Raw genomic sequence first — 11,886 nt, 5'->3', positions numbered from 1 at the left:
TTTACAAGCCCGCAGAGTTGCTAACACATAAAAAGACAGCCGACCTGTTATCGAGTCACGCAGAGTTTTCTCTCAAGCCCTATTTTTTAGAAGATCGTTTTTTTTCCTTCGAAACAAATCAGTCATTTTTGTGTCGGCATTTCCATTTGCAAACGACAGACAGCTTGGGCTTTCACTTTTACCCTCAGGCACTTGTTGCCTCAGGAGCCCTTTTACGTTACTTAGCTTTCGAATTACTTCAGCCAGTTGATCACATTAAAGATATACGAATCCTGGATATGAAAGATTATCTCTTTCTTGATCGAGCAACACAAAGACATCTTTCGATCCTAGAGGCCTTACCAGGAGAAGAAGAAACTGCCACACTTTTAGGACATTTAAATCGTACCAAGACCCCGATGGGAATGCGCATGATGCGACAATGGCTAGCTAAGCCTCTTTTAGACCCAAACAAGATCCGATCTAGACAAGACGTGATAAGAGAACTAGTCTCAAACCATTCTATGCGCTGCATGCTTGGTCCTCTTCTTGAATCCATTCGAGACCTTGATCGACTAAGCGTACGTTTAGAAAAATTCAAAAAGACAACACATGATCTAACAGGGTTGTATTTCAGTTGCCAATCGTTGCCAGCACTCTATCGAGCTTGTGCTAATGTAAGTTCATTGCACACCCATTTGTACACTCTTACACCACCTATCGATGGTCTGATGGACCTTTTGAGTGAAGCTCTTCTCGACTCACCTGCAGTTAAAGTAGGAGAAGGACCGATTTTCAAGGAAGGATGGAATAGAGAATTAGATCAGCTTCGTGAAGAGTTAAAAATCACAAGAGAAAGCCTGCAAAACTACCAAGAACATTTACGAGAAAGCTTAAGTATTAAGACATTAAAAATAGGATTTACACCAGCTTTCGGGTATTTCATCGAAGTGAGTAAAAATGCCTCATCTAAAGTCCCACCTTCATTTTATCGAAAGCAAACTCTCTCCCAATGTGAGCGTTTCTATTCGAAGGAACTCCAGCAGATTGAGGCTTGCCTATTTAAACTAGAAAGACAGATCGACGGGATAGAGACAGAACTTCTCCTACAATTGCAAAAAAAAATTCAAACATGGTTGCCGGATCTCAAAAAACATGCAAAAGCGATCGCCTTAATCGATTGTTTTCTGTCTCTTGCCCAAGTTGCCATTAGCGGTAATTATATTTGCCCTTTCGTTGACATGTCTTGTGCTCTAGAAATTGAAGATGGCCGACATCCTCTCCTTGAGAGAATTTTGCCAATGGGAGAGTTTATTAGCAACTCAACTTGCCTTGATCCAAATCGTCGCCTGATGCTTTTAACTGGCCCAAATATGGGAGGGAAATCCACTTATATGAGACAAGTGGCCCTCCTTGTTGTTATGGCTCAGATGGGTAGTTTTGTCCCGGCAAAAAAAATGCTTTTGGGATGTGTAGACCGAGTTTTTGGCCGAATAGGTGCACACGATGCTCTTTTGCGAGGGCAATCTACGTTTATGGTTGAAATGGTTGAATTGGCAAACATCCTTCGTTATGCGACAAGAAGTTCCCTCCTTATCTTGGATGAAATCGGGAGAGGGACAAGCACTTACGACGGAATTGCTCTTTCTCAAGCAACTTTGGAAATGCTTTTGGAGAAGGCAAATCTGACACCGAGAACGATTGTTTCGACCCACTACTGGGAATTAACGAGCCTAGCAGAACAGTACCATCACGCTTTCAATGCACATGTTTCTGTTGAAAGGGAAGGAAATGAAATCAGGCTCTTGTATAGGGTCAACGAGGGTCCTGGTGAAAGAAGCTTCGGTATTCATGTCGCACGTTTAGCTGGTTTACCCAATTCTCTCATCCAAAGAGCCAAACAAATTTTGGAAGATCTGGAAAATAGGCCAACCAGTCAGTGCGGTGCTAAATGAAAGAAAAACCTCACTACATTTTCAGATTAAAAAAAGCTGAAACCCTACTGAGAAAATGGGGACGACAACAAGGTCAGATTTCTGACACGAACGAAGGTCCTGTAGCTAAAGTACGTAGGACAGAAAGGCAGGAATCTACCAAGAACAAGCTTCCAAGGCAAGAGTATCCTAAAAACAAGACAAATCAGTCCTGGGCTTCTAAAGAAACACTCATCACTCCAAGGTGGCATATTCCCGAAGAAGCAATTAAAAAAACAGACTTTTACCTGCTACAATTCCCCGATTCTCATGGGTTACATTTTGCAGACATTTTAATCATTACAGATGAGAGGACTTCTGCAGCAGAGTTAAAAAGCATTGACTATGCCCTGGAACAGCTCCTTAAAAGTAACATTCGTGCCTATAGACAATGTGTAGGACCAATACAGGGCTACATTGTTCCTTTCTCCTTTCTCTTTCTCGCTCCTCTTAGACAAAAGCACCAAGTTAATTGGACAGCCCTTGGACATACTATTTTTGTCGACTGGATTGAATTTGCCGAAAAAGAAGTTTTTAAAAAACTGCTTTGGTCTGAAATTTGTTTTTTTCTGAATAAAAGAGCTACGTCATGCACTTCTCCAAATATGCTGAAGTTGCGCTAGACCTCTCTCTCAACAAAACACTCACCTATGGGATTCCAGAAGAGTTATGTATTGAATTAGGGCAATCAGTTGAGGTCCCTCTTCGATCTCGAATAGAAAATGGGATCGTAGTCAATATTTTAAATTATTCCGATCTCAAAAAAGTCGAGCCTATTAGAAAGGTTCTTCCGCATCCCTTGTTGAGTCTGGACCTTCTCCATCTAGCTTTTTGGATTAGTCAAGTCTATTGTGTTTCTCTTCAAGAAGCTCTCTTGACTGTTTTTCCCTATAAAATACGCCGTACAGTCTCGAAACAGCATAAGATGTCACCGGAAATCTTCATTCGAAAAAAAGTCCCTCTACAAGTTTTAATTTCTTGGTGTCAAGAACATCGTAGGAGAAAACCAGCTCAAGCACGTCTACTGGACATCTTTATCAAGGGGAAAAGGATGTATAAGTTACAGGAACTATTGGACGAGGCCCATGCCCAAGACAATTCTTTACGAGACTTATTATCTGCCCAAATTTTAGAACAGTTGACATTACCCTCTGAGGAGGAACTGCTCTTTCTTTTCCCTTTCCTAGAGCAAAAGCCTAAAAACCTATCTAAAGATCAAATAAAAACAATTCAATCGATTCTTAAAAGTTTTTGCCAAAACTCTCATCAAGTTCATCTTCTATGGGGTGTAACTGGAAGTGGAAAAACAGAAGTTTATATCCATCTCATTCAAGCTGTTCTTCAACAAGGGAAAAAAATCATTCTGCTTGTTCCAGAGATATCTTTAAGCGGACAAATGGTTCAAGCCATACGATCCAGGATTTGCGGGCAAATTGCTCTCTTTCATTCCTCCCTTCCTGACTCGACTCGGCAAAAAATACACTGCCAGATTTTAGAGGGAAAAATCGATCTCGTTATTGGTACTCGCTCTGCTCTTTTTGTCCCTTTAAATCCCATAGGTCTCATTATTTTAGACGAAGAACATGACACTTCTTATAAAAGTGATCGTAGACCCTGTTTTCATGCTCGGGATGTTGCAATAAAAAGAGCCCAATTATGCAAATGTCCACTGATTTTAGGTAGCGCAACACCTTCAATGGAAAGCTTCCATGCAGCAAAAGAAAAACGCTATCGACTTCATCAGCTTCCCAAAAGCTTGTCAAAGCAGAAAGTGGACATTTTGTTTGTCCCCTCTCCGAAAAAGGGGATTTTTTCCCCCGATTTAATTCAAGAAATTCACAATACAGTCTCACGTGGAGAACAGGCACTTCTTTTTCTCAATCGCAGAGGTTATTACGAGGTAGCTCTTTGTAAAATGTGCCGGCAAACGATACGTTGTCCTCATTGTGATCTTTCCCTAACAGTTTATCTAAGAAAGCAGGTTCTGCTCTGCCACCTCTGTCAATACTCTATCTCTCAAAAAGAAGTCTCTTGTGTCACATGTCAAACGGGATCACTAGTTCGCTTTTTAGGGTATGGCACAGAACGCGTCGAAACTGCCTTACAGCGTATTTTTCCTCACCTTAAGACCGTTCGTATAGATCGAGAACAAATAACCAGCACTGAAAAATTAGACGAGGCGCTCTATCTTTTTCGCTCCGGTAAGGCCCATATACTGATCGGAACACAAATGATTACCAAAGGGCATCATTTCCCATTTGTCACTCTTGTGGGTATCCTTGATCCTGACCAACAGCTTTGGAATCCAGATTTCCGTAATGGGGAACATCTCGTACAGCTCTTAACCCAAGTATCAGGAAGGGTTTCCAGAGAAGAACTTCCAGGAAAAGTAGTGATACAAACAGATCAAAAAGATCTTCCCTACTACCGTCATGCTCTTCATGGGACCTATGAGGAATTCGCTCAAGAGGAACTGTTTTTAAGAAAAACTTTTTTTTATCCCCCATTTTGTCATCTTGTTCGCCTACTTTTTAAACATCAAGACCTTGCGATCTTGACAAGACACACTCTTGCTTTTAGAGAAAAATTGGAGCAACTCTTACCGCAAGAGGATCTCCTCTCGCCTTGTTCTCAAGTCCATCGTTTTAGAGTATCCAACCAGTATCGACTCCATTTTGTCGTAAAAACTCAAAATTGGGAGCGGTGCAGCCAAACTATTCGATTGGCTTTAGGGAAAGTCCCCCTGCCTAGAGGATTACTGAAAGTTGATTTCCATCCCCTTTCTCTCAGTTAGGGTTGTGGTTTCAACTAGAATCTGCGATGATGGCCTTTTTCTGTCTGGAAAAGAGAGATGTCTGAATGTCCTTTTGAGAATCCTCCACCTGACTATGCTGTGCGCCTTCAGAAACTGGAGCAGCTGAGAGCTTTAGGCGTTGATCCGTATCCACATGAGAGCCAACCGACTCATACCCTTGAATCCCTTGGTGCTCTTCGTTTGGAAGAGCTGCCGCATGTTGACAGCATCGACTTCAGTCATGCTCCCTCTGTTTTAGCAGGGCGTGTCCTTTTGCACAGGCATATGGGGAGGCTTCTTTTTGTCCATATCCACGAAGGAAGTAGCAGCTTTCAGCTCCTTTTCACACGTGGCTCATGTTATCTCGATCCTTTGAATGCAGAACAATCCTTTGAGGTGATTAAGAAGTTAGTTGATCTCGGAGACTGGTTAGAAGCAACAGGATATTTCTGCAAGACCCGGAAAGAAGAACCTTCCCTACTGGTTTCTTCTTTCCGGCTCCTTTGCAAATCACTCCTACCTCTTCCAGACAAACATAACAAGCTAGCTAACAAAGAATTAATTTTGAGAAAGCGTTGGCTTGATCTGACCATGAATCCTGACTCCTTTCGTCGTTTTGAGATGCGTTTTCAAATCATTCGGAGTATACGTCATTTTTTTGAACAAGAAGGCTTTTTAGAAGTAGAAACGCCCATTTTGCAATCACACTACGGTGGAGCTGAAGCCAAACCTTTCATATCACAAGTTGAAGCTCTTAAGCAGCGGGTCTTTCTGCGTATTTCTCTTGAGATTCCCCTCAAAAAACTTCTTGTTGGGGGCATGAACCGCGTTTTTGAGCTGAACAAAGTCTTTCGCAATGAAGGCATAGATCGTACACATAATCCTGAATTTACCCTCCTCGAAGCTTACGCCGCCTATTGGGACTACAACAAGATGATGAACCTTGTCGAGCGACTCTTTAAAGCAGTAGCACAAAGCAACAAAGGAACAACACTTCTTGTGATTCAGGAAAAAAAGATCGATCTAGGAAGACCATGGAAGCGACTTACCATGAAGGAGTCCATTCGTCTTTATGCCGGATTTGACGTAGATGAGATGGACGATAACGCTCTCATTGAAGCAATTACTTCCTTTGGAGTTGAGATTGAAAGTCATGTCCGTGGTCTCTTAGTTGCCCAACTTTTTGAAGTAGCTGTAGAGAAAAAACTTCTCGAGCCCCATCACATTTTGGATCATCCTATAGAAACAACTCCTCTCTGCAAACCTATAAGAAAGCAAAAAGACCCAAAAGGTGGTGTCTACGTAGAGCGTTTTGAGTCGTTTATTGGTGGAGAAGAAATCTGCAATTCTTATTCTGAATTAAACGATCCCCTTCTCCAGAGTAAACTATTGCAAGAGCAACAAAGGACCAAGAACGAGAACCATGAAATAGACCTCGAATTTTTAGAGTCTATCTACCAGGGCATGCCTCCGGCAGGAGGTATTGGTATTGGAATAGACCGAATGGTCATGCTTTTAACAGAGGCCCCACACATCAAAGATGTTCTGTTCTTTCCAATGATGCGTTCTATCTAAATAGAGATTTCTACGACCTCTTGATGCCCAAGCAGAGGGAAGGGCCCTTCTAAAACAATAGATTCGCCTGGTTTGCCCGAACTGAAATATATGCATTCTTTCAGTTCATGGGCCTCCTTATCTAGAAAAGTTCTGACACCAAACAAAGAACCACAAGGAGGAATACTACCAACCTTCAAGCCAAACTGGTCTTCAATAACTTTAGGATCGGCAAAAGTAAGTTCTTCACCAACGATTTGACTTAGAACTCGCATGTTTAGCCTGGAACGCAATAGAAGATTAGCTTGAAAAAAAGTTCCTGAACGTTTGCCCATAAGAAGAAGAGCCTTCAATCCTTTTGTTTCCGCCGAAATTTTTTCTGAAGAACAAAGGGAAAAGGTGACACATCGCCTTCTCAACAAATGAATCACTTCTGAATGAATCTCTTCACCCTTCAAAGTTTCTTGTTTTTCAGAAGCAATTCTTTTGTAATCAGAAGGGAAAAGGGAGCCCTCTCGAATATTTTTAAGACCGAGTAAAACCATTGTCAGCCTTTCTAGCCCTATCCCGAAACCCCCATGAGGAGGCATTCCCGCTTTAAAGGCCTGTAGATAAATTTTAAAAGGTACAGGACTCAAATTGAATTCGGCTAAACCTTGCATAACCTGCTCATAGGTATGCCTTCTGACACCTCCAGACGTGATCTCAATACCAGAACAGAGCAAATCAAAGGTCTCACTTTCCTGCTCACATGAGGATGGTGCAGAATAAAATGGACGGACAGAACGGGGCCAGTGAGTGACAAATAAAAAGTCGGACCCGTACTCTTCTTTCGCCCAGATTGAAAGTTTCTTCTCCTCAGCAGAGCCCAAGTCACTCAAAGAGGCTTCTCCAAGAATTTGGCACGCTTCACGGAAAGAAATTCGAGGAAAAGCATCATCAGGAAGAAGGAGCAAACCACTTGCTCTTGGACAAGTAGCTGAAAGATGCCTCACAATATGACGCAGAAGATCTTCTAGAGTCACAAGGAGATCTGCTAGAGTATAGAAACCTGCCTCGAACTCCAGTTGTTTCCCCTCAGACAGATGCCTTGTTGTGTGAGAAGGATCCGCACGGAAAAACGGCATGATCGAAAAGACGCGCTCATAAACACCAACCAAAATTTGCTTATATAGTTGACTGCTTTGAGCTAAAGTCGCTGTAGCTCCAAAATAATCTGTAAAGAAGACCTCCGCTCCCCCTTCAGAGGCTCCAGGAAGCAAACAAGGACCAAAAAACTCACGAGCTTCCAACTTGTCTCTCATGTAAGAACGGAAGGCCCATGCAATCTCACCTTGAATATGAAAAACGGAAGCAAGAACAGGATTCCGTAGTGAGAAACCCCTGTGATCCAGAAGAAAATCAAGATCAACATCAACCTGGTCTCTCGTATAATCCCAAAAGGGAGCCTCAAGTACAGGGGAAACGACATCGACAATGACATCTGTTAGTTCCGGGGCGCCATCTTTTCTTTTAGATGACGACACAAGCCCAGAAACGGAAAGAACAGTCCCAATATGGATATCTTTCAAACGGGAAATCCCTTCTTCCCTCAGAACGACCTGGACAAGGCCATCTCGGTCCCTAACCAAAAGAAAAGCGATCCCTCCCAGAGATCTCAAAGCATGCAACCAGCCCTGAACGACAACTCTCTCACCGAGATAAGAGGGCAAATCCCTTGAAAAAACACGACGCAGCATGACTCCCTTCACACAAAAGGGATATTAAAAAGGGGAGGCATCTTCAGAATAGACTTCCTCAGAACCGTAAAGCCCTCCCCTTCCTTTTCCGGGGGAAAAACCTGCTGGTTGAGAAGAAGCAGAAAAACCAGTGTACTCAATATCGCCTGAAAAGTCGGATCCCTCCCCTTCCTTTTCCCCTTCTAAGGGGGATCTGGAAACAGAAAGAGAATCACCTTCTGGGCGAGACCCAGGAAGAAAACGAATGACAAAAGCTTTAAGCTCTAAAGAAGCTTGGTAGGTGCCATTACTGTCAGCATACGTCCTTGGCTTGCGCATAGTCCCGTAAACAATGACACGAGATCCTTTCTTCAAATGAGGTAGAACACGCTCTAACTCACCCTCCCAAACGACAACTCTCCACCAGAGGACCTCGTCCTTCTCCCCTTTTTTTTGGTTATCTGCAATAACTAAGACCGTCATCTTCGCACCACCCGAGGTTACCCTCTTTTCGGGTTCTGTGACGATATTTCCAATAATCTCGACAAAGTTCATTGCAGTAAAGACCTTAGGTAACGAAAGCCGCCCGTAAACGGTTCCAAAAGAAGGCCGGAGTTTATCAGGCAGATAGCAATTGTGCAAGGGGGACAGCGCCCCCCTAGAGCCTGAAATTAGATACGAATGAAACCGTCCGTCCCACCTTTCTGAACTCCTCCAGAATTCTCCTCAGATGAACCGGGGGAAGAAGGATTCGCTCCACCGGTGACACCTCCAGCCATACCCGAAATTTGCTCCGCATTCTTGCCTGCTAAAACAGGAAGAGTAGAAAGGTCTACTTCTTGACCTGCGCAAATGCTGGCACAAGCTTTTCTCCAAGCATCAACGATCTCCACATAGAGGGGAGCGAACTCTTTTAGAGCATCTGGAAATGCAGCGGCCATGTCAAGGGTAGAGTGGATCAAGATTAACTGCTCCTCTGGTGCAATTCCAACACCGCCTCCTGCCATTTGTCCACCTAAAATAGAGCCTCTGAGAAGAGTCTCGTATAACTTCATCAGAATGTCTTTATCTTCAGGGAAGGAATCAAGCAGAGGCGAGTAAATGTACAGTTTCTTTGATGTCGTTTCGTAGGTCATGTGCATGGAAAAGTCATTATCTATCGCGAGGATACAAGTATTGTTCTCGTCAAAGTCAAGACCATCCAGCCCCAAGGCTTTCCCTAGTTCTACTAAGTTGCGTTTTGCATTTTCAAAAGACATTCGATGTCCCCCATAAAGCACTGAAAAAAGAGTGGTTTGTCTCTCTGAACTTTAACAGCGTCAGGAACTGGTTTGCAATGAGAAGAACAAACAAACATCATCTCGGGATGAGGGAACTGACTTGAAAGTCGACCCTTTTTCGTCTCCCAAGTCCCCCTTGGAGAGCTCCGTAGAGAATTTCACTGGAGAGATCAAACTTCAGATATCGTTGGCTTGACTTTACAGTCAATACTGCTTCATCCTCTTGCCCTGGAAGGGGGAACTTCTTCCGCTTTTGCATCTATCATCCTGTATGCCCCGGTTCTCTGAGGTATACGATGCGGTATTAAGTCGACTTTACTAAAATTCGTTAATCCGATGAATAAGAGGAAATAATCGCCCTGGGGGAGAAAGCAAGGTATGGCCGGTAAAAGCGAACGACTCAGAAAGCTTGAAGAAGAACGGGCGAATTTAGAGCAGTGGCTCAAATTGGGGCTTGTTCCCAAAAAAGAACTTTCTAAGTACCTCCAAGAGGCCGAAGATCTCAAGGCACGCATCGAGGAAGAAAAAGAAAGGTTACAAGCCCTTAAAGAAATTGGGCATAGCCAAGATTACGCACCTGTACGACGCCAGGTGAGGGGTGCCTATGCAGACAACCCAACTATAGGGACACTGGGAGAAGCCAGCTCAAGTGAAGGTCATTCCGATGCCAGTGATACAGGTTACCATCAAACAGACCATAATCGAGGCTTCACACGTCGAGACCTAGAAACAACAGAAGGACTTGAGGATGCTTACACTGATGTATCTAGTGAAGATCATACGCATGACTGTACTCACTCTTCCCGGCAACAGGGGAGAAATTGGCACGGTCTACGTGACCCAGATGCGTATGATGAAGATGTCTTCTGGTGAAAAGCCTATAAAGCAGGTAACGGTTTAGTTCCTTTGATGACCTCCGTCCATAACAGCCCTTTGTTATGGAGCCTAGCAAGATCATCAGAGAAGTGGTCCGCGCTCAAATTTTCTAACCGATAGGTTTTGTGTAAGCTGAAGCGATGGTTTTCTGTGTCTATTCCAAAAACACCAGAGTGCTGAGCGTGCAAATTTTCTTGTAAGAGACGCAAGAGCAGGGGCTTTCCTTCGCCGCCTACACCTGTAACCTCTCCTAAAAAGCAGATAGCGTACACAAGAGACCTCCTCGAATCTGCCTCCAAAAAGAGGTCTAATTCACTCTCTGTCCGGAGGACACAAGACGTCTTTCCGTTCAGTTCTATTTGAAATCCTATCCACCGCTCTGCAAGTTCTTTTATCAGTTCCTCAAAGGACAAATAATACACTTTAAGCCTCTACCTCAACTATCAAGCGGATTAGGCCAGGTCGTCTTCGTTATCTTCGTCCAATTCATCTTCTTCCGAATCGTCCTCGTCTTTCTCGCTCTCTTCTTCCTCTTCTAAAATATCTTCGTACTCATCTTCAAGTCCCTCTAATACTTCCAACATTGTTTTTGCTAATTCTTCCTTGTGTAGCAGGGCAGCATGAGGATCCCCGCCATAACCAAATAGCTTATAAGGATCTACCTCTCGTAAAGCATCTCGTACTTGCATCCCTAAGATGATGAGACCGGGTACAGAGTCATGTACCCCCATTTGGCCCAAAAGATGACGAGCATTCTCTGGACTTGGGAAGCGATCCATAACAAATCGCATAAAAGTCTTGGCCATGATTTCGAAACTCATTTGTGGTAGAGAGTCAAGTCCATTTTGAGAAAAAAGCCGGTTCACTAGTTTCTCCCTTCCTTTGAAAAAACGGAAAACACCCAAAATGGCTTGGGCCACACGTGTTTCACTCAGAAGACGAAATAGCTCACCGTGGGAAATAGAGGGGCCCTTAGATCGTAAATCTGCACCCAAAGATCGAAGAAGAAAACCAATAACTTTACGCAGTTGTGGATAAGAAAAACGATTGGATAGCTCTTCAAATAGGTCTGGTGCCGTTCTGGGATTCCCCGTGATGTCAAGGTACATCTTCCTTAAGAGAGCTGGAGACCCTAGTCCATGTTTAGAAAAAAACCTGGATTCTTGCCCCATGTTTCTTCCAGCAACAATCTCCCGACCGTAATCAGAACGAATACGTTCTTTTAGCTGGTTTAGTTTAGCTAAAAGTGCAGGATTGGCGCCTTCCGACAAAAAATCCAAAACTTCATCGACAAGAGACCAATCTTGAAAATAGATCTTGATCTTATTGAGAATAGTCTCCTGATCATCTTCAGAATTGACCTGGCTTTGAAGCGCAATGAGATGTTGTTCGTCTAACTCCTCATTTTCTTCTTGATACCGAGCTGCTCTTTCCTTAACTGATTCTTTAATCTCAGCAACAATTCCGCCCTCTCCTTCGGTCATTCTTGCACTTTTGCGAATTCTCTTCCTCGCCCGCAAGTTCTCTTTTTCACGTCGCACACCGTGCAATCCCTGAAAACGAGATAACATCCCTTGAGTAAGAAGACCAACGAAGGAATCTTGTTTAACCTCCATATTGATCACTTTCAACTCGTTGTTTAAAGCAAGAGTTCCCTCTTGAAGAGAAAAAGCTCCCTTTCCATAGATCGAAGGGTCAATCCGGTTCGACAT

General features: G+C 43.4%; 10 protein-coding genes. 5 read left to right on the top strand and 5 right to left on the bottom strand.

Annotated elements, in window-relative coordinates:
• The 4 genes from mutS to lysS all read left to right on the top strand — a co-directional run.
• Positions 1–1,934: DNA mismatch repair protein MutS (mutS, locus tag HAT2_RS02225; RefSeq protein ID WP_147267491.1), on the top strand; the 1,934-nt coding region annotated here is incomplete at its 5' end.
• Entirely contained in the window at positions 1,931–2,575 is a 645-nt protein-coding gene (locus HAT2_RS02220) for a hypothetical protein (RefSeq protein WP_114544398.1), read from the top strand. The genes mutS and HAT2_RS02220, both read left to right, overlap by 4 nt.
• Entirely contained in the window at positions 2,542–4,746 is a 2,205-nt protein-coding gene (priA, locus tag HAT2_RS02215) for a replication restart helicase PriA (protein WP_114544397.1), read from the top strand. Before HAT2_RS02220 ends, priA begins: the two co-directional genes overlap by 34 nt.
• Before the next feature lie 57 nt (positions 4,747–4,803).
• Positions 4,804–6,321: a lysine--tRNA ligase gene (lysS, locus tag HAT2_RS02210; RefSeq protein ID WP_114544396.1), complete on the top strand. Its 1,518-nt coding sequence runs from the start codon at positions 4,804–4,806 to the stop codon at positions 6,319–6,321.
• On the opposite strand, the gene aspS is transcribed toward lysS, so the two are convergent.
• The 3 genes from aspS to HAT2_RS02195 form a co-directional block, all read right to left on the bottom strand.
• Positions 6,318–8,039 (bottom strand): aspartate--tRNA(Asn) ligase, encoded by a 1,722-nt coding sequence (gene aspS, locus HAT2_RS02205; protein WP_114544395.1) that lies wholly within the window; start codon positions 8,037–8,039, stop codon positions 6,318–6,320. The two genes, lysS and aspS, sit on opposite strands and share 4 nt — an antisense overlap.
• Before the next feature lie 24 nt (positions 8,040–8,063).
• Entirely contained in the window at positions 8,064–8,573 is a 510-nt protein-coding gene (locus HAT2_RS02200) for a single-stranded DNA-binding protein (RefSeq protein WP_114544394.1), read from the bottom strand.
• Between the two features lie 116 nt (positions 8,574–8,689).
• Positions 8,690–9,277 (bottom strand): CesT family type III secretion system chaperone, encoded by a 588-nt coding sequence (locus HAT2_RS02195; protein ID WP_114544393.1) that lies wholly within the window; start codon positions 9,275–9,277, stop codon positions 8,690–8,692.
• A 399-nt stretch (positions 9,278–9,676) separates the two neighbouring features.
• On the opposite strand from HAT2_RS02195, the gene HAT2_RS02185 reads away from it, so the two are divergent.
• On the top strand, positions 9,677–10,171 hold the full coding sequence (locus HAT2_RS02185; RefSeq protein ID WP_114544391.1) for a hypothetical protein: 495 nt from the start codon (positions 9,677–9,679) through the stop codon (positions 10,169–10,171).
• Between the two features lie 5 nt (positions 10,172–10,176).
• On the opposite strand, the gene HAT2_RS02180 is transcribed toward HAT2_RS02185, so the two are convergent.
• Together HAT2_RS02180 and HAT2_RS02175 are read right to left on the bottom strand one after the other, a co-directional pair.
• On the bottom strand, positions 10,177–10,596 hold the full coding sequence (locus HAT2_RS02180) for a CesT family type III secretion system chaperone (RefSeq protein ID WP_114544390.1): 420 nt from the start codon (positions 10,594–10,596) through the stop codon (positions 10,177–10,179).
• Between the two features lie 30 nt (positions 10,597–10,626).
• On the bottom strand, positions 10,627–11,886 hold the full coding sequence (locus HAT2_RS02175) for an HrpJ domain-containing protein (RefSeq protein ID WP_114544389.1): 1,260 nt from the start codon (positions 11,884–11,886) through the stop codon (positions 10,627–10,629).

Origin of the sequence: Candidatus Similichlamydia laticola (assembly GCF_003339615.1) — a bacterium.
Lineage (GTDB): Bacteria > Chlamydiota > Chlamydiia > Chlamydiales > Parilichlamydiaceae > Similichlamydia > Similichlamydia laticola.
Note: the sequence above shows the minus strand (reverse complement) of the source record. Positions and strands in the feature narration are given on the sequence as shown.

Excerpts from the sequence above, each read along its gene's own strand:
- HAT2_RS02220 (WP_114544398.1), top strand. The coding sequence starts at position 1,931 with ATGAAAGAAAAACCTCACTACATTTTCAGATTAAAAAAAGCTGAAACC.
- lysS (WP_114544396.1), top strand. The coding sequence starts at position 4,804 with ATGTCTGAATGTCCTTTTGAGAATCCTCCACCTGACTATGCTGTGCGC.
- priA (WP_114544397.1), top strand. The coding sequence starts at position 2,542 with ATGCACTTCTCCAAATATGCTGAAGTTGCGCTAGACCTCTCTCTCAAC.
- HAT2_RS02175 (WP_114544389.1), bottom strand. The coding sequence starts at position 11,886 with ATGTCGAACCGGATTGACCCTTCGATCTATGGAAAGGGAGCTTTTTCT.
- HAT2_RS02185 (WP_114544391.1), top strand. The coding sequence starts at position 9,677 with ATGGCCGGTAAAAGCGAACGACTCAGAAAGCTTGAAGAAGAACGGGCG.
- aspS (WP_114544395.1), bottom strand. The coding sequence starts at position 8,039 with ATGCTGCGTCGTGTTTTTTCAAGGGATTTGCCCTCTTATCTCGGTGAG.
- HAT2_RS02200 (WP_114544394.1), bottom strand. The coding sequence starts at position 8,573 with ATGAACTTTGTCGAGATTATTGGAAATATCGTCACAGAACCCGAAAAG.
- HAT2_RS02195 (WP_114544393.1), bottom strand. The coding sequence starts at position 9,277 with ATGTCTTTTGAAAATGCAAAACGCAACTTAGTAGAACTAGGGAAAGCC.